Origin of the sequence: Chryseobacterium sp. GVT01B (assembly GCF_019970045.1) — a bacterium.
Classification (GTDB): Bacteria; Bacteroidota; Bacteroidia; order Flavobacteriales; family Weeksellaceae; genus Chryseobacterium.
Genome location: NZ_JAHXYI010000003.1, coordinates 438844 through 463947, shown reverse-complemented (window position 1 = coordinate 463947; position 25104 = coordinate 438844). Strand labels below are relative to the sequence as shown.

Sequence of the window (25104 nt, the reverse complement as noted above, 5' to 3'; positions counted from 1 at the left end):
TCGCAGGTCAATAAATTATGCTGTTAAAAAAAATTGAAAGCTAAGCGAATTCACTATTCATTTTTGATATTAAAATAAAACGCCCATACTTTCTGCTGAAAAATCAAGAAGAGCTTCTGTGTTTCCGTCTTTGATCTTCTCTACCCATTGGTAGTCCTGAAGAATAGCTCTTCCTACCGCAACAAGATCGAATTCTTCATTATCAAGTCTTCTGATCAATTCTGTAAGGTCTGTTTTTTCTGTTCCCTGTCCTGCAAAAGCATTAAGGAAATCTCCGTTCAACCCTACAGAGCCTACTGTAATAGTTGGCTGCCCGGTAATTTTTTTTGCCCATCCGGCAAAGTTTAAATCAGAACCTTCAAATTCCGGTTCCCAAAAACGACGCTGTGAACAGTGAAAAATATCTACACCTGCTTCTTTTAACGGTAATAACCAATCTTCCATTTCATTAGGAGTAAATGCCAGTCTGGTTTTATAATCCTGCTGCTTCCATTGTGAAAGACGGATGATAATGGTAAAGTCCTCTCCTACCGCTGCTCTGATGGCTTTCACAACCTCTACAGCAAATCGGCTTCTTTCTTTTAATGTTTTACCACCGTATTCATCTGTTCTTGTATTAGTAACTTCCCAGAAAAACTGGTCGATAAGATATCCGTGAGCTCCATGAATTTCAATACAGTCGAAACCAAGGTCTTTTGCTGATTTTGCAGACGCTGCAAATTGTGCTATCGTATCCTGAATATCTTCAATAGTCATTGTGGAAGCTTTTTCCATTGGAACCAAAGGATAATCCTCAGACATTCTTGTATCTCCTACGTGCCAGATTTGAGGTCCCATTTTACCTCCATTCTGATGTACAGTATCAATTACATTTTTCCAACCATTTAAAGCTTCTGTACCATAGAAATCAGGAATATTCTGTAAGTTCTTTGATCCCAGTCTGTTGATCACAGTTCCTTCAGAAAGAATTAATCCTACTTCTGAAGCCGCTCTTCTCCCGTAATAGTCTGCGATATTCTGAGTTGGAACTCCATTGTCAGATTGTGCTCTGGTCATAGGAGCCATTACGATTCTATTTTTAAGCTGTAAATTTTTGTATTGAAACGGTTTAAATAATGATGATGTGCTCATATTTAAATTTATATTTTATAATTGTTACACAAAGTAACTAATAATAGTTCACTTTTGTATCTTTTATTAAAAAATAGTGGTAACTTCGCAGTAACTTACATTAGTAACATCAAAGTAACGTATGAAATTCCGGTTCCATATGATATTGAAATAAAGATTTTCTTATGAAAAAGAATGAATTAATGCAATACAGCTGTCCTCTGGGTAAAGCTATGGCCGCTTTAGGAAGCAAATGGAAGCCTATTATAGTTCTTGTTATTAAAGACAGGAGATTACGTTTTGGAGAACTGGCAGTACGCATTAATGTCATTTCCAGAAAGGTATTAACTGATCAGCTGAGGGAAATGGAAACCGATGGATTGGTTATCCGTGAAGAGTTTAAAGAACTTCCTCCACGCGTGGAATATTCTCTTGCAGAAAAGGGATTGGCTTTGCTGCCAATTTTATATTTACTGGAAGAGTGGGAAGCTAAATATCAGGTAAAAGGATCGCATGAAGATAAAGATTGCGCTTTTTTGAATGAAGATGTGAAAAATAAAAAGGCTGTCAATGTTTGATAGCCTTTTATTTTAAATTGTACTTTCAAAAAGGTAAGTGTATAACCAAAAAGTAAGTATATAGGTTTTGAAGTGTTTCTGATGCAAATTTGCACAAAAATTTTCATTATGAATTACAAAGAAATTGCAAAAGAAACTATTGGAAATCTGTATAAAGCCCACAACAGCATTAGAAAATCCGGGATTGACGAAAAATTAATTGCACTCGTTGAACTTCGGGTTTCTCAAATTAACGGCTGTGCTTATTGCTGCAGCTATCATGCAAAAGAACTCTCTGATTTTGGCTTTGAACAGGATATGATTAACAGACTTCCAGGCTGGAAACATACCAATGCCTTCAATAATCAACAAAAGCTTGTTTTAGAATGGGCTGAAGCTATCATTTACAGTAAAGATGATTGGCAAAATATCAAATCAAAACTGATAGAGCAATTCACGGAAAGAGAAATTGTAGAACTTACGGCAAGTATAACTCTGATGAATACTTTGAATAAGCTGAGAATTACTCTGGCTGAGAAGGATTAAAATTGTAGCACCAGCAGAAGTAATTTTATGAAAATTATACTTGATCTTTCTTTAAAATCAACATATTGGCAAAAGGAGTGATTTTTTTATTTTCTATTATTTTCATTTCTGCTGGTGAAATTGATTCTTTCCATTGTTTTTGACTTAAAAAGTGAAAAGCTCCGATATTAAAGAATATAAAATTGGTAATATCTCTAAACTGTTCAGATATTATGATTAGGCCTCCTTTTTTCAAAATTCTTTTAGCTTCTTTAAAAAACAAAACTCTTTTCTGATGATCAAGAATCTCATGAAGTGCGGTGACTGCAAGAATAACATCCTGAGATTCGTTCTCAAAAGGTAAAGTATCTGGTGAAATTCTTATTTCTCTGGGATTGGGAGGAAACATTTTTTTTGAAACTTCAATCCCGCTTTCATGCTCATGTCTGTTTCCGTAAATATCACAAACCGTAAAGTTTATTTTTGGATATTTTTCCTCAAGTTTTCCTGATAAAGGATCAAAGCTTGCATGAATTACAACAGCATTTTCAATTTTTTCCCAGTCTGCAAACTCTCTTAAATTATTCGGTTCATACAAATCAGATTTATCATAAAGAATATACGATGCAACAATTGAAGCCAATATATTTAAAATAATAAGACTCCCAAAGCTTCTTAATAATATGATCAATAGTGATGAATTTATCTGAAAAGACAGTATAAAAAGAAATAATGATATCAAAATACCAAGTACTATTTTTTTATAATTGAATAAGATTACAAGCTGAGTTATTTTCATTTAATTAGTGTTTAAAGAAGATGGTCAATTCTCAAATTTACAAATTTTAAGTCCATTTCTAAAAAACAAAACCGCTTCCTTTTGGAGCGGTTTCAAAATTTATTTAAAATCCCAATTAGAATATCGCTGGATATTTCTGAGGATTTGTTTCATTAAACATAGCGTAGATCTTTTCTACCATATCGTCTGCAGATGGCTTACTGAAATAGTCACCATCACTTGCATACGCAGGTCTGTGATCGTTTGCAGCAATCGTCAACGGATCAGAATCCAGGTATCTGAAAGCTTTCTGCTTTTCAAGGATCTGCTGTAAGATGAATCCTGTAGTTCCTCCTTCCACATCTTCGTCAATCACGACTAATCTGTTTGTTTTCTTAACACTTTCAGCAATTTCGTGAGATAAATCGAAAGGAATCAACGACTGAATATCAATTACTTCTGCAGAAATCCCCAGTTTTTCCAATTCGTTGGCAGCTTCTGTTACAATTCTCCATGTAGAACCGTAAGTGACCAAAGTAACATGTTTTCCTTCTTTAGTTACTTCAATTTTCCCTACAGGAACGGTGAATTCTCCTAAGTTATCCGGTTGTTTTTCTTTTAATCTGTATCCGTTCAGACATTCTACGATGATCGCAGGTTCGTCAGCCTGAAGCATTGTGTTATAGAATCCGGCAGCTTTTGTAAGGTTTCTAGGTACCAATACCAGAATTCCTTTTGAAAGGTTAAGAATACCCGCCATTGGAGAACCTGAATGCCAGATTCCTTCTAGTCTGTGACCTCTTGTTCTGATGATTAGTGGAGCTTTCTGACCTCCTTTCGTTCTGTAATGTACGGTTGCAAGATCATCACTCATCCCTTGTAAACAGTAAAGAACGTAGTCTAAGTACTGGATTTCAGCAATTGGTCTCAAACCTCTCATTGCCATACCAATTCCCTGTCCAAGAATTGTTGCCTCACGAATTCCTGTATCAGCGATACGTAAAGCACCGTATTTTTCCTGCATTCCTTCCAATCCCTGGTTTACGTCACCGATGTTTCCGGTATCTTCACCAAAGATTAAAGTTTCAGGATATTTTTCAAAAATTTTGTCAAAATTATTTCTAATCACTACTCTTCCATCAACATCCTCAGAGCTGTCGGAATATACCGGCTTGATCTCCTGAATGTTTTCAGATTTCCACTCAGACTGAGAGTATAAGTGAGATGAATAGTTGTCTTTTTCTACTGCAGCAACTTCATTGTATTTCTGCATCAACTGGTTTCTTTCTGCAGAATTGGTTCCTCTTGTTGCCAATAAAGCTTTTCTTACTAAATGGAAAATGTCCTTTTTGGCTTTTGAAACAAGCTTATTGAATTGAGAAATGTATGTTTCAACTTCAGCATTCTGCCCTTTAAGGTTCTCTACTAAAGGTAAGATAGACTGAATAAGTTCTGAAACTGCTTTCTGATAGTTTTCCCAAGCCGTTTTCTGTCCGGATTTTGCAATTTTTTTTGCTTCTTCATCAATAGCTTCCAGTTCTTCAGCAGTAGCAATCACCTCTTCATTTCCATCAATCTCAATAGAATAGTTCAAAATCCATTCTTTGAATTTTGCCAATCCGTCAAACTCAGCTTCCCAAGCCAGACGTTCTTCATTTTTATATCTTTCGTGAGATCCGGATGTAGAGTGTCCCTGAGGCTGAGTAACATCAATGACATGAACTACTACCGGTACACTTTCTGTTCTTGCAAAATGTTCTGCCTTAGCATATGCATCCAATAATGCAGGATAATCCCAGGCTTTCACCTGAATGATTTCACATCCCTGATTTTCTCCTTCTTTTCTCTGGAAACCACTTAGCATCTCACTGATGTCAGCTTTTGCTCTTTGATTTTTAGTAGGAACTGAAATTCCGTATCCATCATCCCAGATAGAAACAATCATAGGAACCTGAAGTGCACATGCAGCGTTCAGAGTTTCCCAGAAATGACCTTCTGCTGTAGAAGCATCCCCAATGGTCCCGAAAGCAATTTCGTTACCTTCTCTTGAGAATTTTTCTGAACCTTCAAATTTTACACTTTTATAAATTGTAGAAGCCTGAGCCAATCCCAATAATCTTGGCATTTGCCCTGCTGTAGGAGAAATATCCGAAGAGATATTTTTCTGAGCTGTCAGATCTTTCCAGCTTCCGTCTTCATTTAAACTTCTTGTTGCAAAATGCCCGTTCATTTGTCTTCCGGCTGAAGCAGGCTCTCTTTCCACGCTTGTATCTGCATACATCTGTGCAAAGAAACTTTCTACTGTTAAGGCATCTATTGCCAATGCAAAAGTCTGATCCCTGTAATATCCTGAACGGAAGTCCCCATTTCTGAAAACTTTCGCCATTGCAAGCTGAGGAAGTTCTTTTCCATCCCCAAAAATTCCGAATTTAGCTTTTCCAGTGAGTACTTCTCTCCTTCCGAGATAAGATATTTCACGAGAGATCCTTCCTAACCTGTAGTCTTCAAGTATCTGATTTTTAAAATCTTGAAAGGATATTTGCTGTGTTTCAATATAGGTTGTTTGCATAGCTAAGTAAAAAAGTTTTTTAATCTTCAAGTATTTTGCTAATATACACTTTTTAAATTAATTTTAATTTTTAATAATCTTTTTTAAAAATTTGATAATAAAAAAAATTGTGCTTTATTTTGATAAAAATTGTAAATGATGGAAAAAAAGTCACCTCACATTTTGAATGCATCAAGCAATCTTTTAGGATTTTCATTGATTATCATGACATCGCTAAAAATCGCTAAAATCAGTCAGAATACGCATTTAGACGAATTTGCAGGTCTTGCCAGTATCTTTTTTGCATGCAGCTGCTTCTTCTCGTTTCTGGCTATCAGAACGAAGACTGAAAAACGGGAACATACCTTTGAGAGTATTGCGGATTATTTATTTTTAATCGCTTTATTTTGTATAGTTCTAGCAGTTATTATTGTAAGCCTAAAAATAATCTAATGTCAAAAACATTAAATAAATTATCATTATCGAACTACAATCCATAGATATTTGTCGATAAACGCCAATTTTTATCATTCCGGTATATTATTTGAAATTAACATCAGTAATTATTTTTAAAACACTATAAGATGACAAAAAAATTACTGACCGTAGTTAAGGTCTTTGCCTTTTCTACACTTTACTTTTCACAGGTAGGAATAAATACCTCGAATCCTCAAACGACCTTTCATATTGATGGAGCCAAAGATAATGCAACATCCGGTTCTCCTTCTGCAGTACAACAGGCTAATGATTTTACAGTGACTAATACAGCACAAGTAGGCATAGGCACAACTACCCCAACAGAAAAGCTGGATGTAAGTTCTGGAAATGTACGTGTCCGAAATATTAATTCCAATATTGGAGTTGGTGGAACAGACAGAGTTGTTGTTGCAGATGCCACGGGTGTCCTGAAAACGATAGACTTTACGGCTTATTCACTATTTCATGCACGTTTGGCTGCCGATCAGACCATTGGTAGTGCTGCTTCAATTGTGACATTAATGTTTGCCAGCCCCGTTGCTACTTCGCCATTTTATTCTTACAACACCTCTTCAGGGGTCCTGACATTTAATCAGGCGGGTAATTACCTGGTGACTTTACAGGCAAGTTTTACAAATATTTCTGCAGGAGCGCAATTACTTTTAGGGATAAGACCTGTTCCCGACAGTAACTATCTGGGAAGGGGAAGCCACTATGCAGGAGCTGCAACTCCTACCCTGACTGCTTCAACAAGAATTGGTGAACTAATGAATTACACGACTGTAATTGTAGTGCCTACAGCAGGTTATCAGATTCGTTTTACAGCTGCTCCCAATCAGGCATGCACAATTTTATCAACAGAGATGGGACCTACAGGAAATGGAAATGTGACCAATGTAACGGTACAGAAAATATAAACAGGAACATACATAAAAAGGATTCGGCGCACCATAGGTGCGCCGAATCCTTTTTATGTATTAATTTTTTAAAACTTTCTTTCAATTACATAATCCAACATACTATGCAGCGATTTTCTAGCTTCAGAATCCGGGAATTCGTTCAGAATATCTTTGGCTTTCTGCTGGAAATCCTTCATTACGGTAATAGCATATTCCAGTCCGCCAGAGGTTTTGACGAATTCTATAAGCTCTTTTACACGCTTAGGATTATTATTATAACGTTTTATGGTATCGAAATAATACTTTCTATCTTTCTCATTGGCAATTTTCAGAGTATGAATTAAAGGCAGGGTCATTTTCTGTTCTTTAATATCAATTCCTACGGGCTTTCCGATCACGTTTGAGCTTAAATAATCGAAAAGATCATCTTTAATCTGAAATGCCATTCCTGTAAAAGTTCCAAAGTCCATCATCTTCTTAGCCAAAGCTTCGTCCGCATTATTGGAAAGAACTCCTATTTCACAGCATGCTGCAATCAGAGTTGCTGTTTTCTGGCGGATAATCTCATAATAAACATCTTCAGTAATATCCAGTTTTCTCGCTTTTTCCAGCTGAAGAAGTTCACCTTCTGACATTTCACGGATTGTTCTGGAAATTACTCCAAGTAAATCATAATCTTTATGGTCTGTTGATAATAAAACTGATTTTGATAAGAGATAGTCACCTACCAAAACCGCAATTTTATTCTTCCACAAAGCATTGATTGAAAAGAAATTACGACGTTTAAAACTCTCATCCACCACATCATCATGTACAAGAGTTGCAGTATGAATCAGCTCGATCATAGAAGCACCACGATACGTCTTTTCTGTGACTTCACCCACAAGTTTAGCACAAAGAAACACAAACATTGGGCGCATCTGCTTTCCTTTGGTGGTAACAATAAAACGGGTTACTTTATCTAATAAAGCTACTTTACTCTGCATTGACTCATAAAACTTCTGTTCAAAAAGTTTCATTTCATCATTGATCGGTCGTTTAATCTCTTCTACAATGTTTGCCACAATCTGCGATGCTGGGTGAATAATTATTAATTCTCACAAAGATAATTTTTTTCGCTCAATTTTAAGACAAATTAATCTTTGAGTTGATCTTTCGGGATAAAATAAAAAGAAGGTTTTGTAGTTCCCAGTGGAGATTTAAATTTTTCCCCGGAAATATAAATTCCCGTTTCATCTACACTTATTCCTTCAATCTGAGCTAATGAAAGAGCTGTTCCCAAATAATAATGCTTTGGTTTTTCTTTGAAAAATATTCCGGGTTCCGTTTCAGTAAAGATGTCTAAAAAGACTTCCGTTTTCTTGGTATATCCCACCAAATAGAGCTTTTTATCAAAATAGGAAGCATCTGTAACTACAAAACCTGTTTTATAGGTTTCAATCTTTTCTGCTTTTTGAAATTCTGAAATATTGGGGTCTACAATATAATGAGAGGTTGCTTTTGCTACCCATTCTTTAGTAAATATATGCAGCTTTCCGTTCAAATAGATCATGGCTTCTGCATCAAAATCATTTCTGGTATTTTTGGAAATAAATTCAGTCTGTTCAGGATAATAAAAAGAAATTGTCGTTCCATCTAAAGCTCTTTCCGAGCCAGGAATTTTAATGTTAATAGAAGTATCAAGACGTTCGTAAGGAACTTTATAGATCATCAGATTTTTCCTTGTTCCTACATTATTTCCAAAATCTCCGATATAAAAATTCTCACCGTCATTAGCCAAAGCTTCCCAATCATTATTAATCAGATTGGTTTTCAGTGTTCGGATAATTTCGCCATTATTTTTATCAATTTCAAAAAGCTCAGCTGGATTTCCACTATCGTTGAAAGTGTATAATTTTCCGTTTAAAATGTCAAGCCCTGAAGTTTCTTCAATCTTATCATTCAGATAATTAACCCTGTATTTTTTTATTTTCAGAAAGTCGGCCTGCTGGGAAAATGCAGATTGAGTAATGATGAGGGCAACAATCAGAAAGAATTTTTTCATTTAACAAAAATAGGATTTTATTCTGAGTTGATGAGTTGGGATGTGAGGTCCGGGGTTCGGGATTCGAGGGTTGAGGGTTGAGAGTTTTAGGGTTTTAGGGTTTGTAAATGAGAGAATTTGTGATTATAAGAACATAGATTCCTACGGACTGGACAACTAAGCGCTTTATTTTTCCACACACATTGTCATTCCGTAGGAATCTAAATATTTAATGTAGTCTTTTGAAAAAAAATTCTTGATTTTGGGTTGGAGAGTTTAAGAGATTCATTATTTGTTTATTCGTCATTCTCTCATCTTAAAATAGAAAAACGAGCTAAAAATAGCCCGTTTTTCATTAGATTTCTATTGATTTTAAAAACAAGTTTAAGCAGTTTTCTGCTTTTCCTGAGTTTGCTGTTGTTCTTTCTTTTTTGCCTGTTTTGCAAAATATTCTTTCTGGTATTGCCTTACCGTTTTTCCGGTTCCGTCATGTCTCCACCCCGGTGAGTTGAAAATATAATTAATTCTGTCAGTGAATTTTAATCCGGGCTGTTTAAGATCTTTCCAGATTTTTCTCCATTCATAAAAAAGGACTGTATCTGGTCTGTTGTCCGGCATTTTAGGATAGATTCCATATTTTACAGGAATATTGGGGTCTTCTTTTTGAAAAGTTCCAAATATTTTATCCCAGATAATCAGGCACATTCCCATATTTTTATCTAGGTATTTTACATTACATGCATGATGAACACGGTGGTGAGAAGGAGTGACAAGAATATATTCTAAAAATCCCATACTCTTCACAGTCTGTGTATGAACCCAGGTTCCATATACCTGACCAATGGCGTAAGCTACCATAATATGCCAAGGATTGAACCCTAAAAATGCAAGCGGCGAAAAATATAAATATCTGTATAACGGCTGCAGTACAGGGCTTCTGAATCCTGTTGTAAGGTTAAAGTATTCTGAACTGTGATGTGTGATATGTACCGCCCAGAATGCTCTGGAACGATGGTCAACATAATGCAGCACGTAATAGGCAAAATCTGTGATGATAAAACAGGCCAGCAGATACCATACACTAAGATCCCATGAGAAAAGTCTGTGATTGTAGAAGAAAAACATAACGCCCATGGCAAAAGCTTTCATGATAAGGTCCAGACCAAAGTTCATCAATGCCAGATAAACATTGGTAGCAAGATCTTTCCCACTATATAGCTTAGCTTCTGAAACGTGGCTGTAAATCATTTCAGCTAAAATAACGGTTGCATGCAGCGGGATAGCCCATGCATACACATTTTCCAGCCCATCCTCACTCATAAGAAAATCCATCATCACAAAATAATTTGTGCAAAGGTAGGGTTTTAACCTTTTTTTAAGGAATTTTTGATTTTTTTTAAGGAAATTTTAATCCGTTGCTTTGTTGGCCAATTGCCCGCAAGCGGCATCAATATCACCTCCACGGCTTCTTCTGACCATTACAGTAACGCCTGCATTTTCAAGCTGACGGATGTAATTTTCTTCCGCCTGTTTGTTGCATTGGTCATACTTTCCGTCACCAATCGGATTATATTGAATAAGGTTTACTTTTGAAGGAACCTGTTTGCAGTATTTGATTAAAGCTTTAATATCTTCATCTCCATCATTGATTCCTTTCCATACACAGTATTCAAAAGTAATGACAGAACCTGTCTTTTGATACCAGTACTGAAGGGCCTCCATAATATCTGTCAACGGAAATTTGTCAGAGAAAGGCATGATCTCGTTACGTTTGGATTCGATAGCTGAGTGAAGGGATAAAGCCAGTTTCACACGCAGTTCGTCATCAGCAAGCATTTTGATCATCTTTGGAATACCGGATGTAGAAACGGTAATTCTTCTTGGAGACATTCCCAATCCTTCCGGTTGGGTAATTTTTCTGATGGCTTCCACTACGTTTTTGTAATTCATCATAGGCTCTCCCATTCCCATAAATACGATATTGGAAAGCGGTCTCTCGAAGTACATTCTGCTCTGGCTGTCAATCAGGGCTACCTGATCTACAATTTCAGCTACTTCAAGGTTTCTCATCCTTTTCAGTTTTGCTGTAGCACAGAATTCGCAGTTTAGTGAGCATCCTACCTGCGAAGATACACAGGCTGTGGTTCTTGTTTCTGTAGGAATAAGAACAGATTCCACCATCAGCCCGTCATGAAGTTTCACTCCGTTTTTGATGGTTCCGTCAGTACTTTTTTGAAGAAGATCTACGGAAACAGGGTTAATTGTATATTCTTCGGAAATTTTTTCACGAAGAGATTTCGAAAGATTCGTCATTTCATCTATCGAATGGAGGTTTTTACTCCATAGCCAGTCATAGACCTGTTTCGCACGAAACGGTTTTTCTCCTAAAGACTCAAAGTAATCTTTAAGCTGGTCCAGTGATAATATACGGATATCTTTCATTGTAAGGTTGTAGATTATAGGTAGCAGGTGGCGGATAACTGCTACCTGCCACCTTTTACCTATTATCTTTTTTATAGAATTAACATTGCGTCACCGTAAGAATAGAATTTATACTTTTCTCTTACAGCTTCTTCATAAGCTTGCATTACGAAATCTTTTCCGGCAAATGCTGCAATCATCATAAGCAGTGTAGACTTCGGTGTGTGGAAGTTTGTGATCATTGAAGTAGCTACTCCAAAATCGTGAGGCGGATAAATGAATTTATTGGTCCATCCGTTGAAAGCAGAAATCTTTTTGTTTGAAGAAACAGAAGTTTCCAATGCTCTCATTGTTGTAGTACCTACCGCACAAACTCTTCTGTGAGATTCTACCGCTCTGTTGATAAGGTCAGCATTTTTTTCATCGATGATGATCTCTTCAGATTCCATTTTGTGCTTAGAAAGATCTTCTACCTCAATTGGGTTGAAAGTTCCCAATCCTACGTGAAGTGTTACTTCAGCAAAATTGATTCCTTTGATCTCTAATCTCTTCATCAAATGCTTGGAGAAGTGAAGACCAGCCGTAGGTGCAGCAACAGCTCCTTCTATTTTAGCATAGATCGTCTGGTATCTTTCTGCATCTTCCGGCTCTACTGCTCTTTTGATATACTTTGGAAGTGGAGTTTCTCCCAATTCTTTTAATTTCGTTCTGAATTCGTCGTAAGAACCATCGAATAAGAATCTTAATGTTCTTCCTCTTGAAGTGGTGTTATCAATAACTTCCGCTACCAAAGATTCATCTTCAGTGAAGAATAATTTGTTACCAATTCTGATTTTTCTTGCCGGATCTACCAAAACATCCCAAACTCTGGTTTCTTTATCAAGCTCTCTTAATAAGAAAACTTCAATTTTAGCACCTGTTTTTTCTTTATTTCCGTAAAGACGAGCAGGAAAAACTTTTGTATTATTGAAGATAAACAAATCATCCTCATCAAAATAATCCACTACATCCTTGAATAATTTGTGCTCGATAGTTTGTGTTTTTCTATCAAGTACCATTAATCTGGCCTCGTCTCTGTGCTCTGATGGGTGTTCTGCTAATAATTCCGCAGGAAGATCAAAATTAAAATCTGATGTTTTCATTTTTTAAATTACGGTTTAAAAATTATTATAATTACAAGGTGTAATTTTCGGAGTGCAAATATACGACATTGAACACCCCTTTGTCAAGTATTATTTACAATGAAATATAAAACCGTGATTTTACGGGGATTTTTAAGCTTAAAAAGTTCTATTTTTGGAAAAATTAAAATTCAGCATGGAGCCAGTAAGCAAAATATACTTCCTTAATAATCCCTATCCTGACGGTCATAAAATCGTCACATTCAACTGGAGCGGACGGATTGATGAGTATGGGTTTATCTGGTTTGATTTTCATTTAAAAACTGAAAATTATTACGCAAATGATGACGAAAACAGTGAGGAAGAAGACAAAGATCTGCCTGACTGGGACTCCAAAATCGTATGGGGAAATTACCATACCTGTACACTGTCATCAAATTACTGGGGTGAGCAGAGAGGAATCAGAATTAATATCCTTGATGAAAAACTGGATTTTGATACTGTTATTAAAAATGATCTTTTCAGCAACGATCTTCCGTCTGAACAACATTTTGATGATGATGATCTGGCGTTCAATATTTATCTGCTTGGGCATGACAGCTGTGCAGGCCATCAGATCAGTTTTTCAAAAAAAGATAATAATCGGTATGATATTACATGGACCGGCAAAATAGCATTGACCTATGCAGGTGATGATGAGTTTTCCCATGATTTCAAAGCAGAGATTTTCAATGTTGAATTTGAAGGTTTTCATTATCCTAAAACCTGGTCACCAGAAAAAGCAACTAAAATGTTCAAAGCCAGGCTTGCCAATTTTGAAGAGTATGAATTTGTAGATCTGAATCCGAAAAGTAATAAAAGAGAATATAAATTAAATAAAATCAAATCGATAAACGCATAAGAACAACCAATCAAAAAAATTATCATTATGAGTAAATATTCAATTGAAGCATTTATCAACGAAACAAAAGAGAATCCACAGCAAAGAGATTATTTTGAGCTGGAAACCAAACATCTTCTGGAAATCAACCTTAATAACCAGGCGGTATGGACCAAAAAAGGAAGTATGGTAAGCTATGTGGGAAATATCAATTTTGAAAGACAGGGAATGCTGGCCGGAGGAATTGGAAATCTCCTTAAAAAAGCAATCAGTGGTGAAGGAAGTAAGCTAATGAAAGCAGAAGGAACCGGAAAGTTGTATGTAGCAGATTCCGGAAAAAAAGTCCGTATCCTTTATCTGAATAATGAATCCGTATGTGTGAACGGAAATGATATTCTTGCTCACGAACAAACCGTAAACAGCGATATTACCATGCTGAAGAGTATTGCAGGAATGATGTCCGGCGGACTTTTCCAGGTGAAACTTTCAGGAACGGGACATATTGCGATTACCACCCACGGAGATCCATTGACATTACTGGTAACTCCTGATACACCTGTTTTCACTGATCCTAATGCTACTGTTGCATGGTCCGGAAATCTGAGCCCGGAACTTAAAACAAATGTTTCTTTTAAAAGCCTTATCGGAAGAGGAAGCGGCGAAGAGTTTCAGATGAAGTTTTCAGGCCACGGATGGGTATTGATCCAACCTTACGAAGAAGTTTATTATATGGAAAAATAAAGTCCGTAAATCCTAGAGGTAATTTTGTATTTTCGTAGTACTTAAAGCAATAGCAATGAATACTATTATAAAGCTATTTTTTCTGATCGTTATAATTCCTGATATAATTATAGCCCAAACATCAAAAAATAATTACGAATACAATATAGATCTTCTTCATATGTCCAATGATGAAGTCCGGGTTTCTTTTGCTCCCCCAAGGAACAGTCTTAAACAGGGTAAGTTTATTATCCCTAAACTGGTTCCCGGATTTTATCAGGCTATGAATTTCGGACAATACATTTCTGATTTCACAGCCACTGATAAAAACGGTAAGAAAGTCTTAACTGAACGGTTGGACAAAAACAGCTGGATGGTACATGATCTTAGCCGGGTAAAGAAAATATCTTATCAGGTAGCTGACGGATGGGACTCTTTGGAAAAAGAATCCAATGAGGCCAGATCTGCCGGCAGCATGTTTATAAAAGACAGTGTTTTTGTCATCAACTATAATTCTTTAGTTGGATATTTTGAAGAATTGAAAGATATTCCTTATCAGATTACCGTTACAAAAAATAAGGCTTTCTATGCTTCCTCTGCTTTAGATTACAAACAGAAAAATAAAAACACGGATATGGTTTGGGCAAAGGATTACCGCGAACTGGTAGATTCTCCTGTTTTATATTCCGTTCCGGATACCACGTGGCTCAAAATAGGTCAGACCAAAGTGCTTGTATCATTCTACAGCAAAAAGGAAAGGCATTATTCCAAAACGATTGCCCACGAAATAGAAAACATTCTTAAAAATCAGCAGGCTTATCTTGGCGGAACATTACCGGTCAAAAAATATGCTTTTCTGATTTATTATGAATCTTCCAATGAGAATGGATATCTGGGTGATGGTCTGGAACATTCCCACTCTACAGTCTGCCTGTACCGTTCCGGAGATATGAAATTTATTCCGCATGCTTTAAATAGGGTTGCTTCTCATGAGTTTTTCCATGTCGTTACACCGCTCAACATCCATTCGGGAGAAATTCAGCATTATGATTTCCTGAATCCTGTTATGTCTAAACATCTTTGGCTGTATGAGGGAATGACAGAATATGCTACGATCCATATGCCTGTCAAACAAAAAATGATCAGTCTGGAAGATTTTGAAAAGAGCCTGGAAGAAAAGATACATGGCATGAAAGAGTTTGACAACAAATTTTCTCTCACGGAACTGAGTAAAAACTCCATGGAAAGACAGGATCAGTATATGAATTTTTATATGAAAGGAGCATTGCTTGGACTATGTTTAGATATACGACTAAGAGAACTATCAAACGGAAAAACAGGAACTCAGGATATGATGCAGATGCTTATGAAAAAATACGGATCGGGCAAATATTTTAATGATGATGAGCTTTTTGATGAAATTACCAAAATAACCTATCCGGAAATACGTACATTTTTCAGAGATTTTGTAGAAGGCACCCAGCCCATTCCTTTAAAAGAATATCTTGAAAAAGCAGGTTTTAACTATGATGAAGCCACCGGAAAAGTAACCTCTTTTCCCAACCCGGATTCAAAGCAACTGGCTTTAAGAAAGGCGTGGATTAATCAGTAGGTTTTTAGGTGAAAGGGCAAAAGGATGAAATTGCGGAGAAGTCTCCAGAGTTTTTTCCCAAAGATTAAGTACAATATCTAGATTCCTACAATTTCAACGCTCTTACTCACAAAAACTCTTACCCTAAAACCTTCTAACTCGCATTCCGCATCCCGTAACTCATAAACCCTCCCCACTTAATATCCATCACCCCATCGGGATTTACAAAAGTTTTAATATATTTAGGAAAAAAATAGATGGACAATAGCAATTCGCGCAGGAACTTTCTTAAGACGGCAGCTTTGGCAAGCTTTGGGGCATTGGTTTTACCCAATTCATTATTTGCCTATTCCAATGATTTTAAAACAGATAAAAAAGTCCGTGTCGGTTTCATCGGTGTGGGCCTTCGTGGACAGGAACATGTAAAATTACTGGCAAAACGTAATGATGTAGAGATTGTAGCGTTTGCAGATCCGGAGAAAAGAATGCTTGCAGCTTCACAAAAAATATTAAAAGACAATAATAAACCGGCTGCTCAGGAGTTTTCCAACGGTGAATATGACTATCGAAATCTTTTAAAATTAAAAACAATTGACGCTGTTGTCATTGCTACTCCATGGGAATGGCACCTTACGCAAGGAGTTGAGGCAATGCGTGCTAAGAAAATTGTGGGTATGGAAGTTTCCGGAGCGATAAAGCTTCAGGATTGCTGGGAATTTGTAAAAGTATATGAGGAAACAAAAGTTCCTATCTTCATGATGGAGAATGTGTGCTACCGAAGAGATATCATGGCCATTCTGAATATGGTCCGTAAAGGTATGTTTGGAGAATTGGTACATGGAAGAGGCGGTTATCAGCATGACCTGAGAGGGGTTCTTTTCAATGACGGAATTAATCCTTACAATTCAGGTGCTGAGTTCGGCGAAAAAGGATTCAGTGAGGCAAAATGGAGAACCGAGCATTATGTAAAGCGTAACGGAGAACTTTATCCTACGCATGGATTAGGCCCGGTAGCGATGATGATGGATATCAACAGAGGAAACCGTTTAACAAGACTTTCTTCATTCTCTTCAAAATCCGTAGGACTTCACAAATACATTGTTGAACATCCAAAAGGTGGAGAAAACCATCCTAGTGCAAAAGTAAAATTCAACCAGGGAGATATTGTAACCACTCAGATTGCCTGTGCTAATGGAGAAACCATTCTACTTACTCATGATACAAGCTTACAGAGACCTTATGATCTTGGCTTCAGGGTTCAGGGAACTGAAGGCTTGTGGCAGGATTTCGGATGGGGAGATTTCAACCAGGGACATATTTATTTTGAAAAAACAATGAACCATACCCATCGTTGGGATAATACTGAAAAATGGATGACAGAATACGATCATCCGATGTGGAAAAAGTTTGAAACTACTGCTGCAGGAGCAGGACATGGCGGAATGGATTTCTTTGTAATGAATACTTTTATTGAATGTATCAAACGAAATATAGAATTCCCGATGGATGTGTATGACCTTGCGTTGTGGTATTCAATTACGCCATTGAGTGAAGAGTCTATTGCCAAAGGTGGTCAGGTAGTTGATATTCCTGATTTTACCAATGGAAAATGGAAAACCCGTAAACCTGTATTTGGAATGACCGATGAGTTCTAAAAAGACACTACTCATATTAGCAGGCGGGTTAGGAAGCAGATACAAAGGTCTCAAACAGGTGGATGGAATACTCGATAACGGTTCGCCGATTCTGGAGTATTCTATCTTTGATGCACTGGAAGCCGGTTTCCAAAAAGTGGTCATTGTTGTCAACAAACTCATTCCTCAAAGTTATATTGAAAGGCTCAACAGAATCTCAGAAACTAAAAATTTTGAGCTGCATTGGGTGTATCAGGAAATAGACAGTATTCCTATTTCATTAGAGGGTTTTGATCATCCTGATCGTGAAAAACCATGGGGAACTGCTCATGCTGTACTTTGTGCCAAATATTCGATCCAGGAGCCGTTTGTAATGATTAATGCAGATGATTTTTACGGAAAGGAAGCATATCAATTGGCTGCACATGAAATTAACCATCATCATATTTCAGATTCACAACTGGGAATGATTGCTTATCCTGTAGGGACAACGTTGAGCGGCAATGGAGCTGTAGCCAGAGGAATATGTACGCTGGATCCGGAAAACTATCTTATTAAGGTTGAAGAGCAGACTTCCATTCAAAGAATAAATAATTCTATCGTTTATATCAAAAATGGAGAAAATGTAAAATTAGATCCTGATAGTTTGGTGTCTATGAACTTTTTTATTTTCCATCCTCATATTTTCTGTTATCTGGAAGCTTATTTTTATGACTTTATTGAGTCTGATCCACAGCCTGCTCAGGAGTTTTATATTCCTTCTGCTGTACAGAGAATGATGGATGAAAACAGAGTACAGGTAAAATTAAAAGCATCTCCGTCTCAATGGATGGGTGTCACCTATGCAGATGATAAAAAGGAAATTAAAGATTTCCTGATTTCAGAGATTAGAAACAACAGATATCCGGAAAATTTATGGAGCTAAACGATATTGTCATTCAATTTATTGGTACAGATCATTATGATCTTACTCCTATTACTGACGGACTGATCAATACAACCTATCTGTTGGAAAATAAAGATCAGGGAAAGAAGTTTATCTTACAAAAAATCAACAATCATGTCTTCAAACGGCCGGAAGCCATTGTCAGCAATCATTTAATAATTAATGAACTTCTGAAGTCAAATGACTATCAGTTTCAAATCATAGAGCCAATTCCTTCTCTTACCAATAAACTTTTGGTAAAAGATGCCAATGATGATCCATGGCGCATGCTGAGTTTCGTAGAAAACAGTACTACTTTTCTTACCGCTCCCTCATTGCAGACGGCTTTTGAAGCAGCAAAGACCTTCAGTTATTTCCTTACCACCGTAAATAATGAAAAATTGCCTGCTATTGAAGATACACTTCCCAATTTTTTAAATTTTGAGAAAAGGATTGCAGATTATAAAAACTCATTAAAGAATGCTGCTCCTCATTTAAAAGAAAATGCAAAAGTTGAAATAGAAATCACTAACCAGCTTCTGTCTTTACCTGATCGATGGATCGAAATGGAAAAAAACAATCGGATTCCTAAAAGAATCATCCATGCAGATGTAAAAATCAGTAACATTCTTTTTGATCAAAGTCATCGTCCTTTAGCAGTTATTGATCTGGATACGATGATGATTTCTACTATTTTGTATGATTTTGGAACCATGATCCAATCTTATACCAATACAACGAATGAAGATGATGGCAGTGCCCAAAACAATTTCAACCCTGAAATGTATAAGGTTGTAAAAGAAGGATTCTTATTTTATCTGAAAGAAAAACTGACTCCGGAAGAATCTGATAATCTCGAGTATGCTGCACAGGTCGCCATTTATATTCAGGAGCTTCGTTTTTTAACCGATTATCTGAACGGGAGTATTTATTATTCTACGAAATATCCAGAGCATAATCTAGACAGGACAAAAAATCAGTTAGAATTGTTGAAAGGACTGAGAGCATATTTGGGAAGTGAATGATTTTACCTTTAGGATTCTAAGAATTACATACAAAATTAAGATTCCTACGGAATGACAAAGTATACGGATAAATGATAAATAAGGCGCTCTGTTTGTCATTCCGTAGGAATCTATGCTTTTATTCAAACTTTCTAAAACCTCTTCAACTCTCAAACCCTCAAACTCACGAGCCCGACCACGAAACTCATCTCAAAAACTCCAGTACCTTCTTCCATTCTTCCAATTTTTTTTCAAAGGAAACCGTATGAAGCGGGCTCGTAGAAGGCAATAGAAAAATGGGTAGTTTATAATTTTTCCCTAACAGTTTTTGTAAATTTTTATAAGATTTTCCTCCGTTACAGAAAATGGCTCTGACATTCGGGTGTTCTTCGAGCAGTTCAGCGATCTGGTTGGCTTCTTCATTTCTGATTTCAGAATCAAGGCTACCTTTCCGTTCGCAGGAATCAATGACATCCCAAAGGGCAATATGATGTTTCTTCAATGTTTCGATTCTTTGAGTATAATCTTCAGTAAATTCTTCGTTCAGCAATTCAAAGATGATTTTCCAGAATTTGTTCTGAGGATGTGCATAGTACTGCTGTTTTTCAAGTGATTTAACTCCGGGAATCGATCCTAAAATGATAATTTGTGACTGAGTATCAATAAGGGGTAAAAATGAAGAAATCCGGTTTTGCATATTCAAATATAGAGATTTAATTTATTTAATCTGGCTGGAAGCTGGGAGCTTGAAGAAGGAAGTTATTGAGGTTATGAAAAACGGGTTGTCCGTATTCTCATCTTTTTAAACAGTGATATTATTAATTGATGGCAACCTCTATAAATGTTAAGATTAATAGCAACTTCCAGCCTCCCTCTTCCAGCTTCCAATAGCCTGAATTTAATTTCGTTTATTTAAATTTTGGCTAAAGCCATCGGAATCTTTAATCATAAAAAAACGGGCTAAAAGCCCGTTTCTATTGATATTTTATTTTTGTTGATCTTACAAAGTTTCCTTCAGCCAATCGAAGAATTCTCTCTGCCATACCAATCCGTTTTGTGGATGAAGTACCCAGTGGTTTTCGTTCGGGAAGTACACCAGTTTAGATTTTAATCCTCTTAATTTTGCAGCCTGGAAAGCTTCCTGACCCTGCTCGTAAGGAACACGGAAATCAATTCCTCCCTGAACAATCATAATTGGTTTATTCCATTTATCTACGAAATTGCTTGGGTTGAATTCTGTGTATGCTTTTGGTTGTGGCTTTTCCCATGGTGAACCAAGGTCCCAGTTCGCAAACCAAAGTTCTTCCGTAGTAAGATACCAAGATTTCATATCAAATAATCCATCATGCGCAATGAAAGTTTTGAATCTGTTTTCATGAATCCCGGCAAGCATAAATACGCTGTATCCTCCGTAGCTCGCTCCTACCGCTGCTACCCTGTCACCGTCTACGTATGGTAACGTTTTTGCAAAATCTGTTGCTGCCAGATAATCTCTCATCGGCTGTCCACCCCAGTCTCTTGAAATTTCTTCATTCCATTTTGTTCCCCAGCCCGGCATACCTCTTCTGTTTGGAGCTACCACGATATAATCGTTGGCTGTCATTAAAGCAAAGTTCCATCTTACACTGAAAAACTGAGTAAGCGCAGACTGCGGACCACCCTGGCAGTATACCAAAGTAGGATATTTTTTGTTCGGGTCAAAGTTTGGTGGGTAATGGAACCACACACCCATTTCTTTACCGTCTGAAGTTTTCACCATTTTAAGTTCAGATTTCCCCTGAGCCAGCTTAGCATAGGTTTCTTTGTTAGCTTCAGTCACCTGCTTCATTTCTCCGTTTTTAACGTTTACAGAGAATAGTTCTGTTGCATGGTTTACGTCTGTTCTTCCTACTAAAAGTGAAGTTTTATTATCTGTAAAGATTTCGTTTACATCAAAATCTCCTTTTGTAATCTGCTGTACTTTTGCTGATTTTGAATCCAGAGCAAAAAGCTGTTTTGTTCCTCTGAATGCTGCTGTGAAGTAGATCGTTTTTGAATCTGCACCCCATAGTACATCTCCTGAAACACTTTCATCCCATCCTGAAGTCAGATTAGTTGTCTTTCCAGACTTCCAATCCATGATTTTCACATCATTCTTATCTGCTTCATACCCATCTCTGGCCATACTCTGCCAGATCAAAGATTTTCCATCCGGACTGAATTTAGGATTTACATCATATCCTTTGTTGGATTCTGTAAGATTTTTGGTTGTACCTGATGCTAAATCGTAAGCAAAAATATCTGTATTGGTGCTTGTAGAATAGTCTTTTCCACTTTTAGGTTTTGTAACATATAAAAGCTGTGCAGAGTCTGAGCTCCAGATAAAATCTTCAGCACCTCCGAAAGGTCTCTGAGGAGAATCCCACATTTTTCCTTCCAGCAGGTCTTTAGCAGATTCTGCTTTATCAGAAGTATTTACAACAAATACATGGTTGTACTTTCCTTCATTGAAATAATCCCAGTGTCTGTGGTTCAGATCTGTATATACCTGAGCGGTCGTTTTAGGAGTATCAGCGAATTTATCTTTCCCCATTACTTTTTCAACCAATACCTGCTTGCTGAAAGCAATTTTTTTCCCGTCCGGAGAAATGACAACATTATCAACTTCACCGATGGTATAAAATTCTGTCCAGTTTTTTCCCGCATCTTTAGAAAGATAGATTTTATCACCTTCCTGAGCATAGATTCCGTTTTTATCCCATTGAATAAGGGCTTTTTTACCGAAATCAATTTTGGAAGACTGATTATTAAGAACATTAAGAAAATAGTTCTCGTTTTTTGTTTTCTCTATTTTCAGATCTACCTGTCCTACTTTATAGATAAGGGAACCCTGATCCGGTGAAACAGCCTGTACTCCAACTTTTTTCAAAGTCCAAAGAATTTCAGGTGTCATTACTTGTTGTGCATTCATTAAAAGCGGAGCTGCCAAGGCCAGCAGACTGTACTTAAGTTTCATATGTTGATATTCATTTTTTAACGGATGTACGGAATCCTGATGATTTTGTACTCTCCTTTTATTAAACTCAAAGATTGCCAAAGTTAATATTTAAAATAAAAATGAGCGAAAGAATTAACATTTATGTTTTTTAAAGTTGAAAAATAATTGATTTACTTATGGACAAATATTATTAATTTTATAAAAACTAAACTAATAACCATTTTACATGAAAAAATTTCTGCTTTTTTCTTCATTTTGTGTGTCTTCATTCTTTTTTTCACAACTCACAATGAGTCCGTTTGCGAGTCATTATGATAATCCTTATCAAGTCACTATTTCAGGAAACGGTACGATTTATTATACCACTGACGGAAGTACCCCGACCCTGAGTTCAAGCTCTGCACCCAACAATGTACAGATCCTTATTAACCAAAATAAAGAAATCAAGGCGTTTCTGGTTGACGGACAGGGAAATTCTTCTGCGGTCATCAGTAAAAAATATTACATCGGAATTATTCCTTCTGCTATTATTTATTTTAAAGCGCCTTCTACGTGGACGGGAGGAAGCTGTGTAATGGTTGACATGGTTAATCCTAATGCAGTCAATGGATTTGCTATGGATACATTCTGGCCGGGAATAACGATGCAGCCTGCAGGGTGTGAGTCCTGGTACAAAACAACCAGAGATTTTGAAAATGCCAATCTGCGTTTTAATAACTGTACCCTTTTTGAGAATATTCCCCAAACCATCAGCACCAATCTTATTCCTGCGGGAAGTACTATATATTATGATTTTACAGATGGCGTCATAACGACTCCGCCTTCATGCTTATTCTTAGAAAGCCATGAAACCCTGTCAAAAAACACCAATGTTTTAATCAAGGTATATCCAAATCCTGTTTCCGATATTTTAAAAGTAAATACCGACCGCCAGTTCCGGGAGTATGAGATTATAGATATCAGTGGAAAAGTTCTTTTAAAGGATCTGTTTACCAAAGAAATTACGATCAGCCATCTTATTTCAGGGAATTATTTTCTAAGAATGAAAGACCAGCAAGGTGATTTAGTTGTAGTAAAATTCATTAAGAAATAAAAAAATCCGCTCTAAAATAGAGCGGATTTTTATTTGAATGTTTATCATTTTTTAATCTCCATCTGAGAACATTGAGTTCGCCAGAGAAGTTACGATTGACAATAATATACTGAAGATAAATGCCCACCAGAAACCATCTACCACCATACTATCAATGAAATAGTCTGCAATCAGGATAATTCCGGCATTGATTACCAAAGCAAAGAATCCTAAAGTAAGAATCGTTAATGGCAGACCAAACAGGCTTAAAACAGGCTTTACAAATATGTTAAGAACTCCAAGCACAATGGCAAAGATAATGGCTGAAGAAAATCCTTCAAAATGTACTCCCGGTAGAATTTTGGTTAAAAGGTAAGCAACAATTGCTGTGATAAATAGTCGGATAATTAAGTTCATTGTGATATTTTTTAATGTTTATGGGGGATATGGAGCAAAAGCCATTCCATTTCAAAAAAAAGAATTCCGTGAAACCCTCTATTTAAGGAATATTTTGCCTGTTACCTCCCCAAACCTGTTATTTTATTTTCATCATAGTGACCAATGAAGTCGCCACGTGACTTTCTGAGTCGGAATTTTCATTCTGAACATAGATTTCCGTTCTTACTACAATGATTTTCCCTCCGCCTTTGATGACATAGGATTTTGAAACCAAAGCGTCTCCCATAGCAGGACGAAGGTAATTTACTTTCAATTCAACCGTTACCACATAACAGTCTTCCGGATAATGACTTACTGCTGCATATCCTGAAGAAACATCCACCAGAGAAGCGATCATAGCCCCGTTGAACATTCCTGCTTTTCTGGTCATCATCTCTATTTTGGGAATCTTCATGGATATAAAATCGGTTTCTACTTCCAGTAGTTCTGCTTGATAGAATTTTAAGGTTTCTGAACGGCTGAAGCTGTCTGTGATGAGTTTTCTTTTCTCTGGTGTCATTATTTTTTGAATTTGTATGTAAAGGTAGAAATTGATTTAAGGATTAAAGAATTTAAAGATTAAAAATTTCCAGTGGCAGGAAGCTTTGAGAGTACTACTGCCGTTTGATCTCTACGTGAATATTGAAAACCTGTAAAGTTTGGTGGTGTGTGGTTTGTCCAGCAATAATTAAAATTTTTCAGTTCAAAAGGTTAGCTTTGCAGGAAAGCTTTATGATGGGTTTAAAAAGGTTTTTCCAATTTTTAGGTTTAGTTGCATGCTCCAGTTTCCAGGCGCAGACTCTGCATTTGTATGGCGGTGCAGATCAGGATCAATATCTGGGATGTTTAAACTGTGATAACTTCGATAAGAATTCGATATGGAATAAATTTAGCGATTACGGAAATGCCTTCAGTTCAAAATCTATCTGGAATAGGTACGGAAATTATGGAAGTCCCCACAGCACCTACTCTCCATGGAATGAATATGGGGCTTATCCTCCGGCAATCGTTGATCAGGATGGAAATTTCTTTGGTTTTCTTACTGTGAATCCTTACAAATCTGAAAGGTCTGAACTGGAACTGGCAGTAATTCTCTACAAGCATCATGAGGAGATTAAAAATGATGTTGGTGGCTGGTATGAGAAATTGTTTAGGTAAACCACCCTTCCGGAGGAGGGGAATTTTCACGTCTTCAGTTGAGATATTTTTTATTGGAATAAAAGGTATGAAAAGTATAGGGCTGGATTCCTACGGAATGACAAACTGTGTGGCTATGCGGAGCGGTATACTTTTATTCATTAAAAAGAAGAATGCAAAGTGTAGATATTTCATCTAAAATATAATAGAACATAATTTGCCATTTTAAAGAAAAAATTATTTAATTTTCCCGTGATTCATTTCAAA

General features: G+C 36.6%; 24 protein-coding genes. 12 read left to right on the top strand and 12 right to left on the bottom strand.

Going from position 1 to position 25104, the window contains the following annotated elements; genetic code table 11:
- Positions 1 to 69 precede the first annotated feature (69 nt).
- Positions 70 to 1131 carry an NADH:flavin oxidoreductase gene (locus tag LC457_RS08825; protein ID WP_223599506.1) on the bottom strand — a complete coding sequence of 354 codons (1062 nt, stop codon included), beginning with the start codon at positions 1129 to 1131 and terminating at the stop codon, positions 70 to 72.
- Positions 1132 to 1295: 164 nt separating this feature from the next.
- Between LC457_RS08825 and LC457_RS08820 the strand changes: the two genes are divergently transcribed.
- Positions 1296 to 1688 carry a helix-turn-helix domain-containing protein gene (locus LC457_RS08820; RefSeq protein WP_223599505.1) on the top strand — a complete coding sequence of 131 codons (393 nt, stop codon included), beginning with the start codon at positions 1296 to 1298 and terminating at the stop codon, positions 1686 to 1688.
- Between the two features lie 108 nt (positions 1689 to 1796).
- Positions 1797 to 2213 (top strand): carboxymuconolactone decarboxylase family protein, encoded by a 417-nt coding sequence (locus tag LC457_RS08815; protein WP_223599504.1) that lies wholly within the window; start codon positions 1797 to 1799, stop codon positions 2211 to 2213.
- A gap of 34 nt (positions 2214 to 2247) precedes the next feature.
- Here LC457_RS08815 and LC457_RS08810 read toward each other — a convergent pair whose 3' ends face one another.
- Both LC457_RS08810 and LC457_RS08805 read right to left on the bottom strand, forming a co-directional pair.
- Positions 2248 to 2883 (bottom strand): methyltransferase domain-containing protein, encoded by a 636-nt coding sequence (locus LC457_RS08810; RefSeq protein WP_223599503.1) that lies wholly within the window; start codon positions 2881 to 2883, stop codon positions 2248 to 2250.
- 223 nt (positions 2884 to 3106) lie between these two features.
- The gene (locus LC457_RS08805; protein WP_223599502.1) at positions 3107 to 5539 is read right to left on the bottom strand and encodes a thiamine pyrophosphate-dependent enzyme; all 2433 of its coding nucleotides are present in this window, start codon (positions 5537 to 5539) and stop codon (positions 3107 to 3109) included.
- 138 nt (positions 5540 to 5677) lie between these two features.
- On the opposite strand from LC457_RS08805, the gene LC457_RS08800 reads away from it, so the two are divergent.
- Together LC457_RS08800 and LC457_RS08795 are read left to right on the top strand one after the other, a co-directional pair.
- On the top strand, positions 5678 to 5971 hold the full coding sequence (locus LC457_RS08800; RefSeq protein ID WP_223599501.1) for a hypothetical protein: 294 nt from the start codon (positions 5678 to 5680) through the stop codon (positions 5969 to 5971).
- A gap of 131 nt (positions 5972 to 6102) precedes the next feature.
- A complete protein-coding gene (locus LC457_RS08795) occupies positions 6103 to 6912 on the top strand; it encodes a hypothetical protein (protein ID WP_223599500.1) in 810 nt (269 codons plus the stop codon).
- A 68-nt stretch (positions 6913 to 6980) separates the two neighbouring features.
- Here the strand turns inward: LC457_RS08795 and LC457_RS08790 are convergent, their stop codons facing one another.
- The 5 genes from LC457_RS08790 to queA form a co-directional block, all read right to left on the bottom strand.
- Complete coding sequence (locus LC457_RS08790; RefSeq protein ID WP_223599499.1) at positions 6981 to 7958, bottom strand: polyprenyl synthetase family protein; 978 nt, start codon at positions 7956 to 7958, stop codon at positions 6981 to 6983.
- A gap of 71 nt (positions 7959 to 8029) precedes the next feature.
- Positions 8030 to 8938 (bottom strand): hypothetical protein, encoded by a 909-nt coding sequence (locus LC457_RS08785; protein WP_223599498.1) that lies wholly within the window; start codon positions 8936 to 8938, stop codon positions 8030 to 8032.
- Positions 8939 to 9301: 363 nt separating this feature from the next.
- Entirely contained in the window at positions 9302 to 10252 is a 951-nt protein-coding gene (locus LC457_RS08780) for a sterol desaturase family protein (RefSeq protein ID WP_223599497.1), read from the bottom strand.
- Positions 10253 to 10324: 72 nt separating this feature from the next.
- On the bottom strand, positions 10325 to 11359 hold the full coding sequence (gene rlmN, locus LC457_RS08775) for a 23S rRNA (adenine(2503)-C(2))-methyltransferase RlmN (RefSeq protein ID WP_223599496.1): 1035 nt from the start codon (positions 11357 to 11359) through the stop codon (positions 10325 to 10327).
- 71 nt (positions 11360 to 11430) lie between these two features.
- Complete coding sequence (gene queA / locus LC457_RS08770) at positions 11431 to 12480, bottom strand: tRNA preQ1(34) S-adenosylmethionine ribosyltransferase-isomerase QueA (protein WP_047388096.1); 1050 nt, start codon at positions 12478 to 12480, stop codon at positions 11431 to 11433.
- 154 nt (positions 12481 to 12634) lie between these two features.
- Here queA and LC457_RS08765 point away from each other — a divergent pair, with 154 nt between their 5' ends.
- The 6 genes from LC457_RS08765 (at position 12635) to LC457_RS08740 (ending at position 19234) form a co-directional block, all read left to right on the top strand.
- Positions 12635 to 13360: a hypothetical protein gene (locus LC457_RS08765; protein WP_223599495.1), complete on the top strand. Its 726-nt coding sequence runs from the start codon at positions 12635 to 12637 to the stop codon at positions 13358 to 13360.
- A gap of 27 nt (positions 13361 to 13387) precedes the next feature.
- The gene (locus tag LC457_RS08760; RefSeq protein ID WP_223599494.1) at positions 13388 to 14080 is read left to right on the top strand and encodes an AIM24 family protein; all 693 of its coding nucleotides are present in this window, start codon (positions 13388 to 13390) and stop codon (positions 14078 to 14080) included.
- Between the two features lie 55 nt (positions 14081 to 14135).
- Positions 14136 to 15671: a hypothetical protein gene (locus LC457_RS08755; RefSeq protein ID WP_223599493.1), complete on the top strand. Its 1536-nt coding sequence runs from the start codon at positions 14136 to 14138 to the stop codon at positions 15669 to 15671.
- A 236-nt stretch (positions 15672 to 15907) separates the two neighbouring features.
- Positions 15908 to 17305, top strand: coding sequence for a Gfo/Idh/MocA family protein (locus LC457_RS08750; RefSeq protein WP_223599492.1), 1398 nt, complete (start codon positions 15908 to 15910; stop codon positions 17303 to 17305).
- Entirely contained in the window at positions 17295 to 18209 is a 915-nt protein-coding gene (locus LC457_RS08745; RefSeq protein ID WP_223599491.1) for a sugar phosphate nucleotidyltransferase, read from the top strand. The genes LC457_RS08750 and LC457_RS08745 overlap by 11 nt, the downstream gene beginning before the upstream one ends.
- On the top strand, positions 18200 to 19234 hold the full coding sequence (locus LC457_RS08740; protein ID WP_223599490.1) for a phosphotransferase enzyme family protein: 1035 nt from the start codon (positions 18200 to 18202) through the stop codon (positions 19232 to 19234). Before LC457_RS08745 ends, LC457_RS08740 begins: the two co-directional genes overlap by 10 nt.
- A gap of 184 nt (positions 19235 to 19418) precedes the next feature.
- Here the strand turns inward: LC457_RS08740 and LC457_RS08735 are convergent, their stop codons facing one another.
- On the bottom strand, positions 19419 to 19910 hold the full coding sequence (locus LC457_RS08735) for a DNA-deoxyinosine glycosylase (RefSeq protein ID WP_223599489.1): 492 nt from the start codon (positions 19908 to 19910) through the stop codon (positions 19419 to 19421).
- Positions 19911 to 20213: 303 nt separating this feature from the next.
- Complete coding sequence (locus LC457_RS08730; RefSeq protein ID WP_223599488.1) at positions 20214 to 22208, bottom strand: S9 family peptidase; 1995 nt, start codon at positions 22206 to 22208, stop codon at positions 20214 to 20216.
- Between the two features lie 271 nt (positions 22209 to 22479).
- Between LC457_RS08730 and LC457_RS08725 the strand changes: the two genes are divergently transcribed.
- On the top strand, positions 22480 to 23283 hold the full coding sequence (locus tag LC457_RS08725; protein WP_223599487.1) for a chitobiase/beta-hexosaminidase C-terminal domain-containing protein: 804 nt from the start codon (positions 22480 to 22482) through the stop codon (positions 23281 to 23283).
- 51 nt (positions 23284 to 23334) lie between these two features.
- On the opposite strand, the gene LC457_RS08720 is transcribed toward LC457_RS08725, so the two are convergent.
- Entirely contained in the window at positions 23335 to 23679 is a 345-nt protein-coding gene (locus LC457_RS08720; protein WP_223599486.1) for a phage holin family protein, read from the bottom strand.
- Positions 23680 to 23797: 118 nt separating this feature from the next.
- The gene (locus LC457_RS08715; RefSeq protein ID WP_223599485.1) at positions 23798 to 24220 is read right to left on the bottom strand and encodes a PaaI family thioesterase; all 423 of its coding nucleotides are present in this window, start codon (positions 24218 to 24220) and stop codon (positions 23798 to 23800) included.
- 212 nt (positions 24221 to 24432) lie between these two features.
- Between LC457_RS08715 and LC457_RS08710 the strand changes: the two genes are divergently transcribed.
- Positions 24433 to 24858, top strand: a complete 426-nt coding sequence (locus LC457_RS08710; protein ID WP_223599484.1) for a hypothetical protein — start codon at positions 24433 to 24435, stop codon at positions 24856 to 24858.
- Positions 24859 to 25104: the final 246 nt, after the last annotated feature.

Bases quoted from the DNA above. Each gene is read 5' to 3' on its own strand.
- LC457_RS08825 (WP_223599506.1), bottom strand. From the start codon at position 1,131: ATGAGCACATCATCATTATTTAAACCGTTTCAATACAAAAATTTACAG.
- LC457_RS08820 (WP_223599505.1), top strand. From the start codon at position 1,296: ATGAAAAAGAATGAATTAATGCAATACAGCTGTCCTCTGGGTAAAGCT.
- LC457_RS08815 (WP_223599504.1), top strand. From the start codon at position 1,797: ATGAATTACAAAGAAATTGCAAAAGAAACTATTGGAAATCTGTATAAA.
- LC457_RS08805 (WP_223599502.1), bottom strand. From the start codon at position 5,539: ATGCAAACAACCTATATTGAAACACAGCAAATATCCTTTCAAGATTTT.
- LC457_RS08800 (WP_223599501.1), top strand. From the start codon at position 5,678: ATGGAAAAAAAGTCACCTCACATTTTGAATGCATCAAGCAATCTTTTA.
- LC457_RS08795 (WP_223599500.1), top strand. From the start codon at position 6,103: ATGACAAAAAAATTACTGACCGTAGTTAAGGTCTTTGCCTTTTCTACA.
- LC457_RS08785 (WP_223599498.1), bottom strand. From the start codon at position 8,938: ATGAAAAAATTCTTTCTGATTGTTGCCCTCATCATTACTCAATCTGCA.
- LC457_RS08780 (WP_223599497.1), bottom strand. From the start codon at position 10,252: ATGATGGATTTTCTTATGAGTGAGGATGGGCTGGAAAATGTGTATGCA.
- rlmN (WP_223599496.1), bottom strand. From the start codon at position 11,359: ATGAAAGATATCCGTATATTATCACTGGACCAGCTTAAAGATTACTTT.
- queA (WP_047388096.1), bottom strand. From the start codon at position 12,480: ATGAAAACATCAGATTTTAATTTTGATCTTCCTGCGGAATTATTAGCA.
- LC457_RS08760 (WP_223599494.1), top strand. From the start codon at position 13,388: ATGAGTAAATATTCAATTGAAGCATTTATCAACGAAACAAAAGAGAAT.
- LC457_RS08755 (WP_223599493.1), top strand. From the start codon at position 14,136: ATGAATACTATTATAAAGCTATTTTTTCTGATCGTTATAATTCCTGAT.
- LC457_RS08750 (WP_223599492.1), top strand. From the start codon at position 15,908: ATGGACAATAGCAATTCGCGCAGGAACTTTCTTAAGACGGCAGCTTTG.
- LC457_RS08745 (WP_223599491.1), top strand. From the start codon at position 17,295: ATGAGTTCTAAAAAGACACTACTCATATTAGCAGGCGGGTTAGGAAGC.
- LC457_RS08740 (WP_223599490.1), top strand. From the start codon at position 18,200: ATGGAGCTAAACGATATTGTCATTCAATTTATTGGTACAGATCATTAT.
- LC457_RS08735 (WP_223599489.1), bottom strand. From the start codon at position 19,910: ATGCAAAACCGGATTTCTTCATTTTTACCCCTTATTGATACTCAGTCA.
- LC457_RS08730 (WP_223599488.1), bottom strand. From the start codon at position 22,208: ATGAAACTTAAGTACAGTCTGCTGGCCTTGGCAGCTCCGCTTTTAATG.
- LC457_RS08725 (WP_223599487.1), top strand. From the start codon at position 22,480: ATGAGTCCGTTTGCGAGTCATTATGATAATCCTTATCAAGTCACTATT.
- LC457_RS08720 (WP_223599486.1), bottom strand. From the start codon at position 23,679: ATGAACTTAATTATCCGACTATTTATCACAGCAATTGTTGCTTACCTT.
- LC457_RS08715 (WP_223599485.1), bottom strand. From the start codon at position 24,220: ATGACACCAGAGAAAAGAAAACTCATCACAGACAGCTTCAGCCGTTCA.
- LC457_RS08710 (WP_223599484.1), top strand. From the start codon at position 24,433: ATGATGGGTTTAAAAAGGTTTTTCCAATTTTTAGGTTTAGTTGCATGC.